The sequence below is a fragment of the Thioclava sp. 'Guangxiensis' genome (assembly GCF_045348365.1).
GTDB classification, from domain to species: Bacteria; Pseudomonadota; Alphaproteobacteria; order Rhodobacterales; family Rhodobacteraceae; genus Thioclava; species Thioclava kandeliae.
In genome coordinates this window covers 1-19361 of record NZ_CP155824.1, presented here as the reverse complement: position 1 = coordinate 19361, position 19361 = coordinate 1, and the positions used below count along the sequence as shown (strand labels likewise).

13 protein-coding genes are annotated in these 19361 nt (G+C 60.3%); 5 read left to right on the top strand and 8 right to left on the bottom strand.

The genetic code is table 11. From position 1 onward, the window contains the following. The first annotated feature begins 2 nt into the window (after positions 1 to 2). Positions 3 to 1682 (top strand): ABC transporter ATP-binding protein, encoded by a 1680-nt coding sequence (locus ABEB22_RS17400; protein WP_349295118.1) that lies wholly within the window; start codon positions 3 to 5, stop codon positions 1680 to 1682. Between the two features lie 30 nt (positions 1683 to 1712). On the opposite strand, the gene ABEB22_RS17395 is transcribed toward ABEB22_RS17400, so the two are convergent. Next, complete coding sequence (locus ABEB22_RS17395; RefSeq protein WP_339115188.1) at positions 1713 to 2207, bottom strand: Lrp/AsnC family transcriptional regulator; 495 nt, start codon at positions 2205 to 2207, stop codon at positions 1713 to 1715. Between the two features lie 165 nt (positions 2208 to 2372). On the opposite strand from ABEB22_RS17395, the gene ABEB22_RS17390 reads away from it, so the two are divergent. From ABEB22_RS17390 to ABEB22_RS17375, 4 genes are all read left to right on the top strand, one after another. Further along, entirely contained in the window at positions 2373 to 3698 is a 1326-nt protein-coding gene (locus ABEB22_RS17390) for an FAD-binding oxidoreductase (RefSeq protein ID WP_349295117.1), read from the top strand. Between the two features lie 119 nt (positions 3699 to 3817). Next, positions 3818 to 5281 carry an aldehyde dehydrogenase family protein gene (locus tag ABEB22_RS17385; protein WP_349295116.1) on the top strand — a complete coding sequence of 488 codons (1464 nt, stop codon included), beginning with the start codon at positions 3818 to 3820 and terminating at the stop codon, positions 5279 to 5281. A gap of 18 nt (positions 5282 to 5299) precedes the next feature. Continuing rightward, positions 5300 to 6346: a tartrate dehydrogenase gene (locus ABEB22_RS17380; RefSeq protein ID WP_349295115.1), complete on the top strand. Its 1047-nt coding sequence runs from the start codon at positions 5300 to 5302 to the stop codon at positions 6344 to 6346. A 1-nt stretch (position 6347) separates the two neighbouring features. Further along, positions 6348 to 7814 carry an NAD-dependent succinate-semialdehyde dehydrogenase gene (locus ABEB22_RS17375; protein WP_349295114.1) on the top strand — a complete coding sequence of 489 codons (1467 nt, stop codon included), beginning with the start codon at positions 6348 to 6350 and terminating at the stop codon, positions 7812 to 7814. Between the two features lie 150 nt (positions 7815 to 7964). Here the strand turns inward: ABEB22_RS17375 and ABEB22_RS17370 are convergent, their stop codons facing one another. The 7 genes from ABEB22_RS17370 to ABEB22_RS17340 form a co-directional block, all read right to left on the bottom strand. After that, positions 7965 to 11096: a M10 family metallopeptidase C-terminal domain-containing protein gene (locus ABEB22_RS17370; protein ID WP_349295113.1), complete on the bottom strand. Its 3132-nt coding sequence runs from the start codon at positions 11094 to 11096 to the stop codon at positions 7965 to 7967. A gap of 326 nt (positions 11097 to 11422) precedes the next feature. Next, positions 11423 to 12688 carry a cytochrome c gene (locus ABEB22_RS17365; RefSeq protein ID WP_349295112.1) on the bottom strand — a complete coding sequence of 422 codons (1266 nt, stop codon included), beginning with the start codon at positions 12686 to 12688 and terminating at the stop codon, positions 11423 to 11425. Between the two features lie 12 nt (positions 12689 to 12700). Continuing rightward, on the bottom strand, positions 12701 to 14473 hold the full coding sequence (locus ABEB22_RS17360; RefSeq protein WP_339115181.1) for a GMC family oxidoreductase: 1773 nt from the start codon (positions 14471 to 14473) through the stop codon (positions 12701 to 12703). Positions 14474 to 14502: 29 nt separating this feature from the next. Further along, complete coding sequence (locus ABEB22_RS17355) at positions 14503 to 15246, bottom strand: gluconate 2-dehydrogenase subunit 3 family protein (RefSeq protein WP_349295111.1); 744 nt, start codon at positions 15244 to 15246, stop codon at positions 14503 to 14505. 635 nt (positions 15247 to 15881) lie between these two features. After that, positions 15882 to 17225, bottom strand: a complete 1344-nt coding sequence (locus tag ABEB22_RS17350; protein WP_349295311.1) for a TRAP transporter large permease subunit — start codon at positions 17223 to 17225, stop codon at positions 15882 to 15884. Beyond that, positions 17225 to 17728 (bottom strand): TRAP transporter small permease subunit, encoded by a 504-nt coding sequence (locus tag ABEB22_RS17345; RefSeq protein ID WP_339115179.1) that lies wholly within the window; start codon positions 17726 to 17728, stop codon positions 17225 to 17227. Before ABEB22_RS17345 ends, ABEB22_RS17350 begins: the two co-directional genes overlap by 1 nt. Positions 17729 to 17775: 47 nt before the next feature. Further along, the gene (locus ABEB22_RS17340; RefSeq protein WP_349295110.1) at positions 17776 to 18819 is read right to left on the bottom strand and encodes a TRAP transporter substrate-binding protein; all 1044 of its coding nucleotides are present in this window, start codon (positions 18817 to 18819) and stop codon (positions 17776 to 17778) included. Positions 18820 to 19361: the final 542 nt, after the last annotated feature.

Genomic DNA, 19361 nt, shown 5'->3' with positions numbered 1-19361 from the left:
CCATGAAGGATTTCGCACAAGACACCAAGGCGCTTGTATCGGTGCGTGATCTGCGGATCGGCGCCACCACGGATGCGGGCCGCAAGATCGAGATCATCAAGGGCGTGAGTTTCGATATCGCGCCGGGTGAGATGGTCTCGTTGATCGGCGAGTCGGGCTCGGGCAAGACTACCATCGCGCTGTCGCTGATGGGCCATACCCGCACCGGCTGCAAGATCACCGGCGGCGATATCCGGCTCGACCGGCATATGGTTACCGCCCTGTCGGAGAAACAACGCGCCACGATCCGCGGCACCGAAGTTTCCTATGTGCCGCAATCGGCGGCGGCGGCCTTCAACCCCAGCCAACGGATCATGGATCAGGTTGTCGAGATTTCGACCATCCATGGCCTCATGTCGCGCGAGGAGGCCGAGAAGAAGGCCGTGAGCCTCTTCCACGCGCTGGCGCTGCCCAATGCCGATACGATCGGTCAGCGCTATCCCCATCAGGTCTCCGGTGGACAGTTGCAACGGCTCGCAGCGGCAATGGCCCTGATCGGAAGCCCCAAGCTGGTGATCTTCGACGAGCCCACCACCGCTCTTGATGTGACCACCCAGATCGAGGTTCTGCGCGCGTTCAAGCGCGCCATGGCCGAGGTGGGTGCGGCGGGCGTCTATGTCAGCCATGATCTGGCCGTCGTGGCCCAGATCGCGGACCGGATCATCGTGCTCAAGGGCGGCGAGATTCAGGAAGAGGGAACCTGCGAGCAGATCCTGCATCAGCCCGCCCATCGCTATACCAGGGAGCTTCTCTCGGCGTTCGAGCCGGTGGTTCATGAGCCTTCGGGTGTGCCGGATCGTGCCAAACATACGCCGATCCTCGAAGTGCGCGATCTCTGTGCAGGCTATGGCACGCTGCGTGACGGGGTTCCTGCGGCCAAGATCCTGAAAAACGTGAATTTCACGCTGGATCGCGGGCGCAATCTGGGGGTGATCGGGGAATCCGGCTCGGGCAAATCGACGCTCGCGCGCGCTGTGGCAGGGATCCTGCCGCCCTATCGCGGCTACACTCTGGTTGACGGGCAGGAAATGCCGGGCGATCTGGCCAAACGCTCGAAGGAGCAGCTGCGCCGCGCTCAGATCGTATTCCAGCTGGCCGATACCGCACTCAACCCGGCGCAATCGATCGGCAATATCCTTGGCCGTCCGCTGACCTTCTATCACGGCCTGCGCGGAGCGGCGCGCGAGAAGCGGGTGATCGAGCTTCTGGATATGGTGCGCCTGCCTGCGGCGCTGCGTCACCGTCTTCCGGGCGAGCTGTCGGGCGGGCAAAAACAGCGGATCAATCTGGCGCGTGCGCTGGCCGCCGAGCCCGAGCTGATCCTGTGCGACGAGATCACCTCGGCGCTCGATACGGTGGTGGCTGCGGCGATCATCGAACTCCTCAAGGAGCTGCAGCGCGAGCTGGAGCTGAGCTATATGTTCATCAGCCATGACCTCTCGACGGTGGAGGCCATCTGCGACGAGGTTCTGGTGATGTATAAGGGCGAGGTGGTCGAGGCGCTGCCTGCCGCCAAGATGAGCGCGGAGGCGACGCATCCCTATTCGCGGCTCCTGATCTCCTCGGTGCCGCAGCTCGATACCAACTGGCTCAATTCGCTGGAACAGGATCCCGAGCTCATCGCCAAATTCGCCAATCGTTGAACAAAAAGCCCCGCTCTTGGCGGGGCTTTTTCATAGCCTGTCAGCGAAGATCCGCGTCAGCGGGATCTGGGTTTTGACGAAGGGCGTCTTCATCACCACGAAACTGAAATATTTGTCGATCCCGATATCGCGGTCCACCAACCCCTCAAGGATGGTCTGGTAATCGCCGATCGAGGCGGTGACGAATTTCGCCAGATAATCGTATCCGCCCGAGACCAGATGGCATTCGACACAGCTATCGACCTTCTCGAGCGCCTCCTGAAATCGGGCGAAATCGATCTGGCGGTGGTTTTTCAGGGTGAATTCCGTAAAGACGGTGAGCGTCTCACCGAGCTTTGTCATATCGATCTGGGCGGCATATCCGCTGATATAGCCCGCTTGCTGGAGCTTTTTCACCCGCATCAGGCATGGCGAGGGCGAAAGTGCCACGAGATCTGCCAGTTCCACATTGGTGATCCGGCCATTGCGCTGCAGCTCCGCCAGAATCTTCAGATCGATCCTGTCCAGTTTATAAGCCGTGCTCATATTCGTTCCTGCGCCTTTACCTGCCCTAGTCATAGCGGATTTTTCCGCGCAAGGAAGGGCATGCGGCATCCGGTATACAACATGATATGCCACAAATGGTTGAGATTTGGCAGATGTGGCTGCGGGGTGACGTGTAGCGTGGGGCCAACGATCGAGGAGACCCCCATGCCCGCACCGCTTTTCACATTCGATACCCCCGCCGATCTGCCGACCCATGCCGATTGCGTGGTGATCGGGGCAGGGATCGCGGGGGTGAGTGCGGCCTATTGGCTGGCGCGCGCGGGCCAGAAAGTCGTGCTGTTGGAGAAGGGCCGGATCGGGGCCGAGCAATCGAGCCGCAACTGGGGCTGGTGTCGCCAGCAAAACCGTGATGCGCGCGAGCTGCCGCTTTCGACGAAGTCTCTGGAACTATGGGAGGAGATGACTGCCGACATTGGCGAGGATATGGGGTTCCGGCGCTGCGGGCTTCTGTATCTCTCCAAAGATCAGGCCGAGATCGAGGGCTGGGCCAAGTGGGGCCGTTTCGCTCGTGGCGAAGGGGTCGATACACGGATGCTGACGGCGGCGGAAGCGGCCGAACGGGGCGCTGCAACCGGCCAGACTTGGGCAGGCGGGGTCTGGTCACCCAGTGACGGGACCGCCGATCCCTCGCGCGCGGCGCCGATGATTGCCAAGGGCGTGATCAAACATGGCGGGGTCGTCTTGCAGAACTGCGCCGCGCGAGGGCTGGAAACCAGTGCCGGCCGGGTCAGCGGCGTCGTGACCGAACGTGGTACCATACGGACCGCGCAGGTGGTGATGGCGGGCGGCGCTTGGGCGTCAAGCTTCCTGCATCAATACGGGCTGGCCTTCCCGCAGGCCTCGGTGCGCAGTTCAATCCTTTCCGTTGCGCCGGGGGCCGAGGGGCTGCCCGATGCGCTCCATACCGCCGCCGTATCGGTGACGCGGCGCGGCGACGGCGCCTATACGCTTGCCATCTCGGGCAAGGCCGCCGTGGACCCCACGCCCGGAATGATCGTTCAAGCGAAACATTTCCTGCCGATGTTCACCAAGCGCTGGAAAAGCCTCGGCCCGGGCGGGTTGCAGGCATGGAAGGCAGGGTTCGAGACCCGCAAGATCTGGGCGCTCGATCGGATCACACCGATGGAGCGGATGCGGGTTCTGGATCCGACGCCCGCAAAGGGACTGATCGATATGACGCTGAGCCGCGCCCGTGCGCTGCTACCCGCGCTGAAAGCGCTGCCGGTTCAGGCAACATGGGCGGGTTTCATCGATTCTACCCCCGATGGTGTGCCCGTCATCGACACCGAGACCGGCCTGCCCGGTCTGACGCTGGCCGCAGGGCTGTCGGGCCACGGGTTCGGTATCGGGCCGGGGGTCGGGCATCTGGTGGCCGACATGCTTCTGGGACGGACGCCGATCACCGAGATCGCACAATACAGGCTCTCCCGCTTTAACGAGAGCCAATGGGGCAAGGTTTCAAAATTCTGACGCGGCATAATCTGCCGCAAAGCGGCCCGCGCAGTGGAAAATGCTGCGAAGAGGGCCGTTTTAATCAGAATTGATGCGCCAGTCCCGCTTAGGCTGGGGCGAAGAAAGACGAGGATAGTATGAGTTTCGCATTCGACCCTTCCACCGTTGCCCTTCCTTCGGGCCATTTCATCGGCGGGCAATATGTTGCGGCCCCCGAGGCGATCGAGGTCATCTCTCCTTCGACCGGCCAACGTATCGGTGCGATTGCCTGTGCGGATGCGCAGATGGTGGATCGTGCTGTCAGGGCGGCGCGTCAGGCGCTGAAACTGTCGAACTGGGGCGGGATTGCGCCCCGCGACCGTGCCAAGGCGTTGCATAAATGGGCGGATCTCATTGAGGCCGAGGCGCCCTATCTGGCACAGCTTGAAGCGATCTGTTCCTCGCGCCCTTATGCGCAGGCGCTCGCGGGCGATGTGATGGTGACCGCCGAGCAGATCCGCTTTTTTGCTGAATTTGCCGATAAGGAATGCGGCGATCTGGTGCCGACGTCTGACAGCCAGTTTGGCTATATCTCGGATCATCCCTATGGGGTAATCGGGGCCGTGACGCCCTGGAACTTCCCGATTTCCATGGCGGGCTGGAAGCTTGGCCCCGCGCTTGCGGCGGGAAATGCCGTAGTGATCAAACCCTCCGAAATGACGCCCTATACCACGCTTTATATGGCGGAACTCTCGGTGCGTGCGGGCATTCCTGCGGGGCTCATCAATGTGGTGCTGGGCGATGGTCCGACTACCGGCAATGCGATTACCGGCCATCCGGGCATCGACAAGGTGTCTTTCACCGGCTCGACCCGCGCAGGCGCCGCGATCATGGAAAATATCGCGCGCCATGGCATCAAGCCGATGACGCTGGAGCTGGGCGGCAAAAGCCCGATGCTGGTCTTTGCCGATGCCGATCTGGATAAGGCCGCCGAATGTCTGGCGCGGGGTATCCTGCCCAATGCGGGGCAATTCTGTGTGGCGGGCTCGCGCATCCTTGTGGCGGCATCGGTGGCTGATGAGCTGGCCGCCAAGCTGATGGTGGAGTTCGCCAAGCAGGTGCCCGACGTGACCCATGCGGGCAGTGCGGGTTTCTCGCCTATCATCTCGGCCCGTCAGATGGGGCGGATCGATTCCATCGTGCAGGCGGCTCGCGCACAGGGCGGCGAGATCCTCTGTGGCGGCGCGGCGTTTGACCGCGAGGGCAGCTTCTATCAGCCAACCCTCATTGGGGGCGTGGATGAAACCAACCCCGCCGTGACCGAGGAAATCTTCGGCCCCGTGGCGACCTTCCAGACGTTTGAGAGCGAGGAAGACGCCATGGCGCAGGCCGCCCATGACACCTATGGTCTTTGCGCGGGGCTGTTTACGCGCGACCTCAGCCGCGCGCTGCGTCTGGGCGGGCGGCTCGAGGCGGGGACCGTCTGGATCAACCGCTATGGCCGCTCGCGCGATCACATTCTGCCGACGGGGGGCTGGAAAGCCTCGGGGCTCGGCAAGGACTTGGGCCGCGAGGCCTACCGCGCCAACCGGCGCACGAAATCTGTGCTGATCGATCTGTGATCGACCAAAGGAGTGACGATGAAGACCTATACGCTTGCCCTCATCCCCGGTGACGGGATCGGTGTCGATGTAACGGATGCCACGATGGAGGTGCTGGATGTGGCGGCGGCCAAATTCGGCTTCGCTCTCGCGCCCACCACCTTCCCGTGGTCCTGCGAATATTATGTGGAAACCGGCAAAATGATGCCCGAGGACGGGATCGAGCAGTTGCACCCCTTCGATGCGATCTATTTGGGTGCCGTGGGCTGGCCGAAAACGGTGCCGGATTCGGTGTCGCTGCACGGGCTTCTGCTGCCGATCCGCAAGGCCTTCACCCAATATGCCAATATCCGCCCGCACCGTCTGTTGCCGGGCGTCGAGGGCCCGCTGAAGGCCGAAGGCTTCGATATCCTGTGCATCCGCGAGAATACCGAAGGGGAATATTCGGGTGCCGGTGGCCGCGTGCATCAGGGGCAGGACAATGAGGTGGCGACCGAGGTTGCGATCTTCACCCGCAAGGGCGTCGAACGTATCCTTCGTTTCGGTTTCGAGCAGGCGCGGGCCCGGCGCAAGCATCTGACCTCTGTCACCAAATCCAATGCCCAGAAATACTCGATGGTGTTCTGGGACGAGATGACCGACAAGATCGCCGCCGAATATCCCGATGTGACCGTCAGCCATATGCATATCGATGCGATGGCCGCCAAGATGGTGATGGCGCCGCAGGATCTGGATGTGATCGTGGCCTCGAACCTCTTTGGCGATATCCTCACCGATCTGGGTGCGGCCATTCAGGGCGGGCTTGGCTTTGCGGCCTCGGCCAATATCTGCCCCGATCCGTCGGTGCCCTCGATGTTCGAGCCGGTGCATGGCTCGGCCCCCGATATTGCCGGTAAAAACATCGCCAATCCGATTGCCGCGATCTGGTCGGGCGCTATGATGCTTGACCATCTGGGCGAGAAAACCGCCGCAACCGCAATTCTGTCGGCCATCGAGGCCGCCACTGCCAAGGGCATCGGCACCCGTCCGGGCGCCAGCTCGACCGATGAAATCACCGCGGCCGTGAAAGCCGCATTGGAGGCCTGATATGACCGTGCATGAAACCTTCGACCTGCGCGCCCAGCTGCGCGACCCCGCCCTCTTCATCGAGGCGGCGCTGATCAATGGCGAGTGGCGCGCGCGGGCCGATATGCCCGTGATGAACCCCGCGACCGGCGACGTTCTAGGCCATATGCCCGACAATACCGCCGCCGAGACCGAGGAGGCGATTGCCGCCGCAGCCGAGGCGATGAAGTCGTGGAAGGCCAAGACCCATGCCGAGCGCGCCGATATCCTGATGGCGTGGTATGATCTGATGCTGGAGAATGCCGATGATCTGGCGCTGATCCTGACCGCCGAACAGGGCAAGCCGCTGGCCGAGGCCAAGGGCGAGATCGTCTATGGGGCCTCCTTTATCCGCTGGTTTGCCGAAGAGGCCCGCCGCATCAACGGTTCGATCATCCCGAGCCCCGTGAAGGGTAAGAAGATCTTCGCGATGAAAGAGCCGGTGGGTGTCTGTGCGATCATCACGCCGTGGAACTTCCCGACCGCGATGATTACCCGCAAGGTGGCACCGGGTCTGGCGGCAGGCTGCACGATGGTCATCAAACCTTCTGATTTCACACCCTATTCGGCGCTGGCGCTGTGCCTGCTGGGCGAGCGTGCGGGCATCCCCAAAGGTGTGCTCAACTGCCTGACCGGTCGACCCGAGGCCATTGGCGGCGCGCTGACTGCAAGCCCTGTTGTGCGTAAGCTGTCCTTCACCGGCTCGACCCGTGTGGGCGCACTTCTGGCCGAACAATGCGCCCCGACGCTGAAGAAGATGTCGCTGGAACTCGGCGGTAACGCGCCCTTCATCGTGTTCGATGATGCCGATCTGGATGCGGCTGTGGAAGGCGCGATGGCGTCGAAATTCCGCAATGGTGGCCAGACCTGCGTCTGTGCCAACCGTCTGCTGGTGCAATCGGGGATCCATGACGCCTTTGTTGCCAAGCTCGCGGAGAAGGTCGATGCGCTGAAGGTCGGCCCCGGCACTGCCGAGGATACGACCATTGGTCCGATGATCAATGCAGCCGCGATCGACAAGATCAACCGCCATGTCGAGGATGCGCTGTCCAAGGGCGCAACCCGCGCGACCAAGAAACGCGAGCTGACGGCGCAATATGCCGATCCGACCGTGCTCGTGGGGGCGACGCTGGATATGCAATGTGCGGGTGAAGAGACCTTTGGTCCCGTTGCTCCGGTCTTCAAATTCGAGACCGAGGAAGAGGCGCTGGCAATCGCAAATGGCACGCCCTTCGGTCTGGCGGCCTATTTCTACACCACCGATATGGCCCGTGCCTTCCGCTTCGGCGAGGCGCTGGAAACCGGTTTGGTGGGGCTCAATACCGGCGCGGTCAGCCATGCCGAAGCACCCTTCGGCGGTGTGAAAGCGTCGGGTCTGGGCCGTGAAGGCGCGCAAGAAGGGATCGAGGAATATCTCGAGACCAAAGCCTTCCATTTCGGCGGTCTCTGATCCACACGATCAAAAACACCGGCACCTCGAGGGGTGCCGGTGTTTTTTTATGGCGAGGGCCAAGAGAGCCTTGTCACGGCCTTGATCCGCAGGGGCTGCCTTGTCAGAAGGCACTCCCCGGGCGGAATTGCGCCCTTGATCCGCGGATATTCACAGGACGAGATCATCCACGAAGGAGGTCATGTCCGAACCGGCAGCAGCCAATACGGGCTCGTCGGCAGCCGCATCGTCAAGATCGATCAATTCATAGCGGCCTTCGCCAATCGTGATCCAGGAGACCGTTTCATAGACATGCCCTGTCTCGCTATCCTTGGATTGTTCTTCCTGCAAATAGAGCTTGGTGCCATCATTGGTCTCTTTGCTGCGCAGGACGATCGTATCCGCTCCCCGATAGGACTGTGTATCCGCAAATAGCGCCAAGGTGCTGTCGACGGAAATCTTGGCGGCGGTGCTGCTGATCAGGGCCGAGCCCTCGGAGACCGAGGATCCGGGCGCTTCCTCGATGGCGGCCCATTGCACGACGCGGGTAGTCGTGCTGGAGACCCCGCCATCGGATTCCTCGGCGGCGAGCCTCAGTTTGGCGCTCTCGGTTCCGACCGAGACGATCCGTTCCGTGACGATCTGGCTACCCTCTCCCGAGACCGAGGCAATGAGGGTTGGCGTGCCATCGAAGCCGTCATAGGAAATCGCGGCGGTCTGGTTGCCCGTGACCTGTTGGGTGCCGAGTGTGATCTTGGTGCCATCGGACAGCATGTGCTGGCCCTCGGTGCCTGCCATCCAGGAGAGGCTTTCCACTATATGGGCTCCATCCAGATAATCCCATTCGGAAAGGCGCACATCGAAGCCTTCATCCGTGATATTTCGCAATTCTGTTGTGACGGCTTGGCCGCCATTTGTTGTCACCGGTCCGAGCACGACAACGGCATCTGCGATCGTCTCGCCAAAACTGACATGGATCCAGCCATCGTCCGATTTGCTGCGGCTCAGGGATAGCGTTCCGACCTCGAGGGCACTTTTAACGGTGTTGTATTCCTGAGGGTCGGATGTCAGGAGACTATAGCTTCCGGTCTCGAGGCTGGTATAGGCGACGCTTTCGTTCATATGACTGGTTTCTGCGTCGTAGGACTGTTCTTCGACAAGTTTCAAGTAGGTTGTGTCTTTGACTGTTGTCTGTCTCAGGCTCGTCGTATCGCCGCCCCGATAGGTCTGCATGTCTGCGAAGACCGCGTTACTGTCCGTATCTCCGATTGCTCCCCAGTTCGACGCAAGGTTGAGGGCACTATTGTCGACCAGGGTGCCACCGTTCTCGATCACCACATAGTCAAAAGTCCGGATCTCGGTGGAAACCGTGCCTTTTTCTGCTTCTTCTGCCTGCATCCTGACTTGCAGACCATCGGACGATATATTTGCCATACGATGGGTCAGAACCTGATCGCCCGTCCCCACGAGGCTGCCATAGGCCGTCACCGTGGCGGAACTATCGAAACCGTCAAGCGTGATGGTCGTGTTTCTTGCGCCGTTGATCTCGGCCGATCCGAAGGTGATCTGGGTGCCGTCGGCCAGATAGTAGCTGCCCGCGCTCCCTGCCATCCAGGAGATCTGTTCCTGCACATGCGTTCCGTCGAGATAGTCCCATTCCGCCAGCCGGATCTCGAAGCCCGAACTTGTGATGTTGCGGATCTCGGGCACAACCTGCTGGCCACCATTACTCGTGATCGGGCCGACGACGACAATCGCGTCCTCGATTGCTGATGCGAAGCTGACCGTGATCCAGCCTTCATTCTTGGCCGATCGCGCAAGGCTAGTGGTTCCAACCTCCATATGCGAGGCGACCGAGGTCGTGGCTGCGACCGTGCTCGTGGTGGTGGCAGGATCTGTCACGCTGGTTTGCGTTTTCGCGGCCGTCTGCAGCGCCGTTCCGTCCAGGATGCTCGAGGCATCGATCCAGCCTTTATTGGCCAGCGTTGCCAGATCGGACACGGCGCAGCTTCCGTCATTGAAGGCGACGGTTTCGATCCCGTTGAGATAATCGATGTCGCTGCCATGTTTGATCTGAAGCTGAGAACCGGAATAGTAGATGAAAACATCTTCCGACTGCAGGTCGTAGACGACCGTATCGTCTCCTTCGGCACCGTTCAGGGTGTCGCTGCCGGAGCCTGCGATCAACGTGTCATTCCCCGATTGCCCGTTGAGGAAGTCATCGCCATCCCCTCCGATCAGCACGTCGTTATTATTGCCGCCCCAGAGGCTGTCATTTCCATTGCCGCCCCATAGCGCATCATTGCCGTCCTGACCGGCAAGATAATCCGCCCCCGCACCGCCGGAGATTTCGTCATTGCCCGCACCGCCATACAGGATATTCCTAGCCGCATTCCCGATGATGGTATCATCGCCACTGCCGAGATAGGCATTCTCGATGGTCGTGTTGAGCGCGATCGCGAGGTTTTTCTCGCGCCCGCCAAGATCCGAGAAGCTACCCGGGGTCAGGTCGATCTTCTGGTCCGCGCTGCGCGAGCGTAGATCGATGGTATCGGTGCCGCCGGCATCGACGATGGTCTGGGCGCGCGCATCCAGAAGTTCGACCCCGCTATCCCCATAGGTCGTACTGCCGCTATGGACAGAAGAGGACGTGCCATACATCTGCTGGATCGCGAGAATATCGGCGATCTGTGGCGTGACGACATAGGCAAAACTGGCATCGGTATCGCTGCTGAGGGTCTGGTAGAAATAGGACATGATCGAATATTGCCAGGTATCATTGGCATAGGCGGCATCGGTCGCAAAACTTGCGGAGCCGTTGTAATCGCCCGAATGGCCAAGCCCCAGCGCATGACCGATCTCGTGGATATAGGTCTGCAGCATGTAGGCGCTGGAGGCGAACGTCTCGTTTATATTGATTCTGGCCGAGCTGGTCACGGAGCCCGAATAGCTTGTCGAGGTATAGGCGCCGGAATTGCTATCGGTAAAGGTGATCTGGGCATTCGCCGTCGTCTCCTTGAACCGGATACCCGAGGCATCGGTCCATGCCTCGAGGGCTGCACGGGCATAGGCGGCGCTGGTGTCGCTCAGGCCCGACAGGTTGACCGTCAGGGTGCCGGAAGAGGTGATCGCAAATTTATGCGCGGCACTGCCTTTGTCGGCCCAATAGCCGGTGCTTAGATAGGTCGCGATCTGCTGAACACTCCAGACGGGTTTGCCGCTGGATGCACTATCGGATGTAATGCTCGCCGCCATGTCGATGAGCGGGGCAATATGATCTGTGCTGCCGCAAATTGTGCACATAAACGCAATCCTTCAGGATAACGGCCGTAACAACGCCGGAAATACCTGTACTGGCCGAAAGGGACGCGGATTCACCGCCAGAATTGCGCGCATTTTGCACGCGCTCGCGCGGCGCCCGGGGCGTCTTCGCTGCGAGGAGGACAGATGCAAACTGCCCGAGCCGCAAGGAACGGCCTTGCCAAAAAGCTGGCAAGAATATGGCGATTGGATTCACCTTTAATCGAAAGTGAATCTATCTATCCTTATATTCCACCCTGCTTATCAACTGAAACGGGGCGCATCATGGATGCGCCCCGTCAGGGATAACCCGTCTTTGGCGGACCGGATCAGTCCTGGGCCAGGGTCGCGCGGACCGACGCCACATCCGACGTGCTGACCTTGCCGGCATTGTTCGTCCATGCGCCGCGCAGGAAGGTTGCGAGATCCGCAACATCCTGATCGCTCAGACGGCCGGCAAAGCCCGGCATCAGATTGACCGAAGGCGCCTTCTCGACCGAGGGCGTCTTAGCGCCGGCGAGGATGGTATGCACAAGACCTGTCGCGCTCGGCGCGTTGACGATGCTCGCGCCATCCAGCTCGGGGAAGATGTCCTTGCCGCCCTTGCCGGTGACGAAGTGGCACGCACCGCAATTGTCGATATAGACGCGCTCGCCATTGGTCAGATCCTTGGCCGCCGTCAGGGTGGCGATCGTGGCTTGGGCATCGGCTGCAGGCTTCAGCGAGACCAGATCACCCGAGGGCGCCATGGTCTTGAGATAGGCCGCGACCGAAGCCAGATCGTCATCGGTCATGTGGCTCGTGCTGTGCTCGATGACCGAGGTCATCTCGCCGCCCACCGCCGCCTTGTCATTGCGACCCATGGCCAGATAGTCGACGATCTCCTGATCGGTCCAGCCTGCGACACCTATGCCACTGTCTGCGTCGGCGCGCAGCGAGGGCACGCTCCAGCCGTTCAGATCGCCGCCAGCGAGATAGTCGTCGCTGCCGTTATCATAGGCTTTCTCCTGCATGCCGATCCCGCGCGGGGTATGGCAGCTGCCGCAGTGGCCTGCTCCTTCGACGATATATTTCCCGCGGTTCTCGGCATCCGAGAGCTTGGGATCGGGTGTGAAGCCCACGCTTTCGCTGAAGGCGAGGTTCCACAGGGCCATCCCCCAACGCTGGTTGAACGGGAAGCCCAGATGCGTTTCCGGGGCTTTCTCGGCCACCGGTTCTACATCCTGCATGATATAGGCGTAGAGCGCCTTGATATCGGCATCCGTCATTTTGGCATAGGAGGGGTAGGGCATCGCCGGATAGAGATGCGTCCCGTCGGGGGTGACACCTTTGCGGACGGCCTTGGCGAAATCCTCCTCCGAATAGCTGCCGATACCGGCCTCTTTGTCGGGGGTGATATTGGTGGCGTAGATCGTGCCCAGATCGCTCTTGATCGGCAGGCCACCGGCATAGGGCGCGCCGCCCGGTGCGGTATGGCAGGCCATGCAATCGCCCAGCCGCGCGACATAGGCGCCCTGTTTGACCAGATCGGCATCCTGCGCCATGGCCATCCCTGCGCCCAGCGATAGGGCGGCGGACATCATTACGAGTTTCATATCCAACGCTCCTTATGCCTGGACCAGCGGGCCGGGGTTCTTGATGTAATCCTTTACGATGGTTTCGGCCGCGTGGTAGGTCAGCGCGCCGATCATATCGGTCGGGTTTGCCTGGAAGTTCTGCGGGAAGGCATTGCCGCCCGGCACGAAGACGTTATGCACATCCCAGCTTTGCAGATACTTGTTGAGCGCCGAGGTCTTGGGATCATCGCCCATCACCGCACCGCCCACATTATGGGTCGAGACATAGGGGCGCATGTCGTAATGGCTGTCGGGCTTGAGGAAGCTGTCATGGCTGATATCGGGGCCCATTTCGCGGGCGATATTGTTGCATAGCTCCTTGAGATACTGCTGCAGCTTCAGCTCGTTCTCTTTCCAGTCGAAGGTGATCCGCGCCATCGGATTGCCCAGATGGTCGGTATAGGTCGGATCCAGATCCATGTAGTTGCCGCGATAGGACATGCAGGTCGTGGTGATCGAGATCTTCATCGAATGGCCATACCAGTCGCGCATACCCTGTTTCCAGCCCATGCCCCAGCCGGGCACGTCCTTGGGAAGGGCGGTGCCGATCGGGTTGCCGTTCGATTGCGAGGAGTGGATCTTCGCGCCGCCCAGGAAGCCGTATTTCACGCCATCCTCGAAGCCCGGACGCGGCGAGACATCGTTGAACATCACACCGGTCGCGCCGGCGGTCGCGAAGGGGTTGAACTCCTTGTCCTTGAAGAACATGGTCACGCCGCCATTCGACAGGAAGGCATAGTTCCGGCCCACGACGCCCTCGCCCGTCATCGGGTTATAGGGCTGGCCGATACCCGATAGCAGCATCAGGCGCACGTTCTGGAACTGGAACGAGCACAGGAAGACCATCTTGGCAGGCTGGAAGACCTCCTCGCCATTCTCGTTGACATAGGTCACGCCCTTGGCGGTCTTTTTGTCGTCATGCAGATCGACGCGGACCACTTCGGCATTAGTCTTGTAGTCGAAGTTCTTGTGCAGCTTCAGCGCATCCAGAATGGTCGTCTGCGGTGAGGCTTTCGAATAGTTCAGGCAGGGGTATTTCGAGCAGAAACCGCAATAGTTGCATGGCGCGATGTTCTGGCCATAGGGGTTGGTCCAGGCTTGCGATACGTTGGCCGAGGGGTTCGAGAAGGGGTGGTAGCCCATCTTCGTGGCCTGTTCGCGGAACATCGAGCAGTTCAGCGTGTCTTCCAGTGCCGGCAGCGGATAGGGGTTCGAGCGCGGGCCCTCGAAGGGGTCGCCGCCCGGCTGGATCTCGCCATTGAGGTTGCCAGTGGTGCCGGACTGGCCGCAGACTTTCTCGAAGAAGTCGAAATGCTTCTCCATCTCGTCCCAGGTCACGGGGAAATCCTGCACCTGCATGTCTTCCTGCAGCTGGCCGGGGGCGTAGGTTTCATCGGCATAGGTCTTCAGTTTCAGGTCCGTGGGCGTCGGACGCAGCATCACTGCCGTCCAATGCAGACCGGCCCCACCTACGCCATTGCCAGGGCAGAATGACCCCCATTGGCGGGTGGGAAGTGCATTGTCATCAGTGGTGTGACGCACCGTGACCGCTGCCGATTTCGGTTTGGCAAAGATTTTATACTGCTTGTCGTAGCCATATTGGTCGGCGGGTTTGGGATAGGCGAAGTCCTCGCTCGACTGGTCCTCGCCCCGCTCGAGCGCGCGCACTTTCAGGCCTGCACGGGCCAGTTCCATCGCCATGATTGAGCCGCTCCAGCCCAGACCCACGACAACGGCATCCACTTCATCATTCACAATAGCCATTGCTATCTCCTTCTTTCCGTTGTCGCGGTTTACGCGCGCATGCCTTTGACGCTGACAGGGCCCAGCGGGTATTTGACATTGTGCTGGGTGACCCATTCGCGGAAGCTGGCGCGGGCGCCCGGGTAGCCGATCATGATCCATGCCCCCATACCCTTGTTGCCGCCATACATCGGATCGGCGAGATAGCCGTTACGGGTATCGGAAAGCAGCTGGCTGAAGAAATTGCCAGCGGTCAGGTAATCCTCGCCTTGTGCGAGGAAATCGATCTTGTCCTTCTGCAGATCGGTCAGGAAGGCGTCCTGCTCGTCTGCGGTCAGCTCGGCAAAGGCCTTGCCATGCGCGTCCTGTGCGGCCTTGGCGGCCATCGCGAGCCCCTTGCGGTAGATCTCGGCGGGCATATAGGGCATCTGGTAGCCCATCAGCGGATCGGGGTTCTTGGGGAAGGGACCCTTGAGATACCAGTCCTGACCGTAATCGCCACCGACCTGCATATCGAGGAAGACGGGAACATTGGCCTCGAGGGCGCCGGGGCCGATTTTCTCGCCATCGCCGTCACCCGGGATCAGGCGGTCGACCATGGCGCAAAGGAGCGCGAATTCGTCCTTGGTGAAGAAGGTGGGCTGATAGGTGGCGAGATCCGGAGCTGCCTGATCGAGTACGGTGGCCGCGCTGACGCTCTCGAACGGATAGCCCAGTGCCGCGGCTGTGGCGATGGCTGCTGTGCCCAGCATGAACCCGCGCCGCCCGACATGCGGGCCTGAAGTCTGTGTCATGATTTTTCTCTTTTGTATCGGGGGGACCGCGCCGGACGAAGTCGGGGGAGCCTTTTCGCCAAGCAACGGATCGCTTTTGGGAGACAGTAGAGCACGGGCCGCCTGCGCCTTGGCATCGGAACGTTGGACCGGGGATCCGACTGTCGCACCATCTGAGACCGTCCTCACTGGCACAGATAGTTTGAAATTGAACCATTTAAGCGCGACGCGGATGACGGGAAAAGAATCCCTTTCCTGCCTCACACGTCACAGTTTGCTTCATTCAGAATGTTTCAATTTGACGCAATGTCGCCAGCGTCGAAGTCACCGTATCGTGATGTATGCGCAAACTAGCGGCTAGAGAGCTTACTGGAAGCGGGGTCCATTAAATACTTTAATAATAACAACAACATAATGGAAAAAATATTATAATTTGATGCCTTGGCGGATAGAATATGCACATTTCAGCCTCGTGGATTGTTTAAATGTGAACAGTCAAGAATATGACCTGATGTCAGTAAGCTATGGGGTGGCGCTCTATAAGGACGTAACCGAAATATACGGTTCGGAGTTAATGGATGCGCATTCTTTGATGTAATGAAAGCACGCTTATAGTCAAATAAGCATGCTCGAAAATCGTTCACATATAACTGGTGCTAGTTCTGGAGTGATGGCAACCAAAGCACCAATGAGGGGAAGGCCGCCACAATCGCCAGTGTCGCCAACTGTAACAGCACGAAGGGAATGACCCCGCGATAGATCTCGCCGATGGTTGCCCCCGGCACGGCCGAGCGCAGATAGAATAGCGCCATGCCCACGGGAGGCGTCAGGAACGAGGTCTGCAGCACCAGTGCCAGAAGGATCGCGAGCCAGACCGGATCATAGCCGAAACCGGTCAACACTGGCATCACCAACGGGGCCACGATCAGCACGATCTCCATCCAGTCGAGGAAGAACCCCAATAGGAAGACCACAAAGATGACGAAGGCCAGCACCCCGTGCGGGCCGAGCGGCAGCGCCTGCAGCGCCTCTGCCACCACATCATCCCCGCCATAGCCGCGCAACACGACCGAGAAACAGGCCGCCCCGAAGATCAGCATATAGAGGAAGGCGGTGGTGCGGGCACTCTGGTAGCAGACCTCGCGGAAGTCCTGCCAGCCGAGCTTGCGGTTCATCGCGGCCAACAGTGTCGCGCCTGCTGCGCCGATCCCCGAGGCCTCGGTAGGCGAGGCGATGCCCGCGATGATCGAGCCCAGCACCGCGAGCACCAGTGCCAGAGGGGCGAGCAGGGCGCCCGCAAATTCGCGCAGAAGCACCGTGACGGGCAAGGCGGCACCGCTGCGCTGGTATCTGGGCATGGTCCCGGGCACCAGAAGGGCGGTGACCACGATAAAGAGCACGAAAGCCAGTGCCAGAGCTGCTCCCGGAAGGATTGCCCCCATAAAGAGATCCCCCACCGGAATGCGGAGCTGGTCGCCCATCACCACCAGCATGATCGAGGGCGGGATCAGGATGCCAAGGCATCCTGTTGCCCCTACCGTGCCGAGGCTCACGCGGCGGGAATAGCCCGCCTCGAACATGGTGGGAACGGCGATCGTGGCGAGCAAAACCACGGAGGCACCGATGATGCCGGTCGAGGCCGCGAGCACCACCCCGATCACCACAACGGCAATCGCCAGCCCGCCCGGTGCCGGACCAAGAGCCGCCCGCATCGACTTGAGGAGCCGCTCGGCAATGCCCGAACGGTCCAGCATGAAGCCCATGAAGATGAACATTGACATCGGGATCAGGGAATAGCTCGAGACCGTATCGAAGACGCGGTTGGCCACAAAGCCGACCATCCGCAACTCGGCCACATCGGCGATGTCGAGCGGAGCGATCACCGTGCCGAGGGCCGCAAAGAGCACCCCCACTCCCCCCAGCACGAAGGCCACGGGGAAGCCCGAGAACAGGATGCACAGGAAGGTGGCGAAAAAGAAGAAGATGAAAAGCGCATCCATCATGCAGCCCTCCGGTTAGGGCCGAAGAGCCGTGTGGCGGCTTTCAGGAAAAGCCCGATGCCTTGCAAAAGCAGCAGGCTCAGCCCGAAGCCCATGATCCCCTTGATGATATAGCGCGCAGGGAGACCCGAGGGCATGGGCGAGCCTTCCTTCAGGGCCCATGAATAGGAGAAGATCGTCCACGCATTCCATGCGACGAGCCCGATGAAGGGAAAGAAGAGGAAGATCAGCCCGAGCACCTCCACCAGTGCTTGGCGGCGCGGCGACATTTTGGCATGGAACATGTCCACCCGCACATGATCCTCGCATTGATAGGCCCAAGCGAGGCTCAGCAGGACGGCTACGGCATTGAGATGCCATTGCAATTCCTCGAGCTCGATCATGCCCATGGAAAACACATAACGCAGGGTGACATTGACGAGGATCGTCACGATCAGGAGCGGCAGGAAGAAGGCGCCTATCTTGCCGATCGTGGCGCAGAAACGGTCGATGAATTGGATCATGGATCACCTTTCAGACGGAAGGGCGGGTATGACCCCGCCCTCCGGCCTTATTCCTTATGCTCGGTCCAGTCCTGCACCGAGGCCCGATAGGCCTGCAGCGACTCCCATGTGCGTTTGAAATCGGCATCCTGCTCGGATTGCGCGGCCATCACCTCGTCGGTCGCCTGTCTGAAGGCGGCCAGAACTTCCGGCGGGAAGGTGCGGATCTCGGTGCCGGCGGCCTCGAATTTCTTGACGGCTGCGGCATTGGCCTGCGCGGTGGAGGTCAGCGACCAGATATTGGTTTCGCGGCAGGTGGTCTCGATCAGCCCGCGTTGGGCATCATCCATGCTGTCCCATTTGGCCTTGTTGATGATCAGCTCGTTGATCGCGGCGGGCTGGTGCCAGCCGGGCAGATAGTAGTATTTGGCGACTTTCTCGAAGCCCATGGCCTCGTCGATGGCGGGCATCGAGAATTCGGTGCCATCGATCACATGGCGTTCGAGATTGGGATAGATATCGCCCCCCGCCAGCAGCACAACCGAAGCGCCCATCTTCTTCATGACCTCGCCTGCAAGACCTGCGAAGCGGATTTTCTTGCCTTTCAGGCTTTCGACGCTTTCGATCGGGAAGGTATACCAGCCCCCGGCCTCGGCATCCATGACACCACAAGGCACGGTGACCACGCCCTGTTTGGCATAGATCTCGCGCCAGATTTCGAGCCCGCCGCCATTGTAGATCCAGCCGATATAATCCTGCGCATCCGGCCCGAAGGGCACGCCGCCGAACAGCTGCACGGCAGGGAAGCGGCCCGCCACATAGAGCGGCGAGGTATATCCCATATCGAGCGTACCCTGCTGGACGGCATCGAAAATCTGCAGCGGCGGGACCAGCTTGCCCGCGTCATAGAGTTTGACCGAGACCTGACCGCCGGAAATGGCGTTGATCTCGTCGGTGAAGTGCTGGGCGTTCTGGCCGGAGGCGGGCAGGGTCAGCGTCCATGCCGATTGGAGGTCCAGTTTGGCCTCCTTGGCGGCGGCGGGCTGAAGGCTGGCGGTCAGGATCAGAGCGCCGAGCGCTGCGGTCACGAAGGGCGGAAAGCGGAGAAACATGGCGGGCCTTTTGATTGGAAGGGATAGGGGGCCTCGGGATCGTCCGGAGTTCCGGTTGCGGGTCTTTGTGGCGCTTGCCACCCGATCCAGAGGGGTCAATACCCCCTACTCATGCCGTGATCTCGGCGTGAGGTGCATCCTCCATCGTGCCTGCGGGGATGCGGAAACACGGTTTGGTCAAATAAGAAGCATGAAAATTCACCTAAAGAATGAATCTTTGGCATATTTAAATGAATTATCACATAAATACTCACGTAATGTGACTATTGCTGCGCTGCGGCTATGGGTATTTGCGCGTAGGGATGAAGCAGGACGAAAAGCCGAGGCGACTCAGGGTGCTTGCGGCGAAATCCGAAATAAAAATATAGTAAAAACAACATAGTATATTTCCGCATTTTGGAGCGATTGTCCTGAAGCGGGGTAAGGCTCGGCATCCGCCGGGCGGACCGATTCCGGAAACGGATTTCCCAGACATAAATTGCGTAACTTTCACGCATCATATGTTAAATAACTGGTGATAATGGATTATATTCTCGGGAATC

Coding starts and splice junctions, on each gene's coding strand:
- ABEB22_RS17400 (WP_349295118.1), top strand. CDS start 3: ATGAAGGATTTCGCACAAGACACCAAGGCGCTTGTATCGGTGCGTGAT.
- ABEB22_RS17395 (WP_339115188.1), bottom strand. CDS start 2,207: ATGAGCACGGCTTATAAACTGGACAGGATCGATCTGAAGATTCTGGCG.
- ABEB22_RS17390 (WP_349295117.1), top strand. CDS start 2,373: ATGCCCGCACCGCTTTTCACATTCGATACCCCCGCCGATCTGCCGACC.
- ABEB22_RS17385 (WP_349295116.1), top strand. CDS start 3,818: ATGAGTTTCGCATTCGACCCTTCCACCGTTGCCCTTCCTTCGGGCCAT.
- ABEB22_RS17380 (WP_349295115.1), top strand. CDS start 5,300: ATGAAGACCTATACGCTTGCCCTCATCCCCGGTGACGGGATCGGTGTC.
- ABEB22_RS17375 (WP_349295114.1), top strand. CDS start 6,348: ATGACCGTGCATGAAACCTTCGACCTGCGCGCCCAGCTGCGCGACCCC.
- ABEB22_RS17370 (WP_349295113.1), bottom strand. CDS start 11,096: ATGTGCACAATTTGCGGCAGCACAGATCATATTGCCCCGCTCATCGAC.
- ABEB22_RS17365 (WP_349295112.1), bottom strand. CDS start 12,688: ATGAAACTCGTAATGATGTCCGCCGCCCTATCGCTGGGCGCAGGGATG.
- ABEB22_RS17360 (WP_339115181.1), bottom strand. CDS start 14,473: ATGGCTATTGTGAATGATGAAGTGGATGCCGTTGTCGTGGGTCTGGGC.
- ABEB22_RS17355 (WP_349295111.1), bottom strand. CDS start 15,246: ATGACACAGACTTCAGGCCCGCATGTCGGGCGGCGCGGGTTCATGCTG.
- ABEB22_RS17350 (WP_349295311.1), bottom strand. CDS start 17,225: ATGGATGCGCTTTTCATCTTCTTCTTTTTCGCCACCTTCCTGTGCATC.
- ABEB22_RS17345 (WP_339115179.1), bottom strand. CDS start 17,728: ATGATCCAATTCATCGACCGTTTCTGCGCCACGATCGGCAAGATAGGC.
- ABEB22_RS17340 (WP_349295110.1), bottom strand. CDS start 18,819: ATGTTTCTCCGCTTTCCGCCCTTCGTGACCGCAGCGCTCGGCGCTCTG.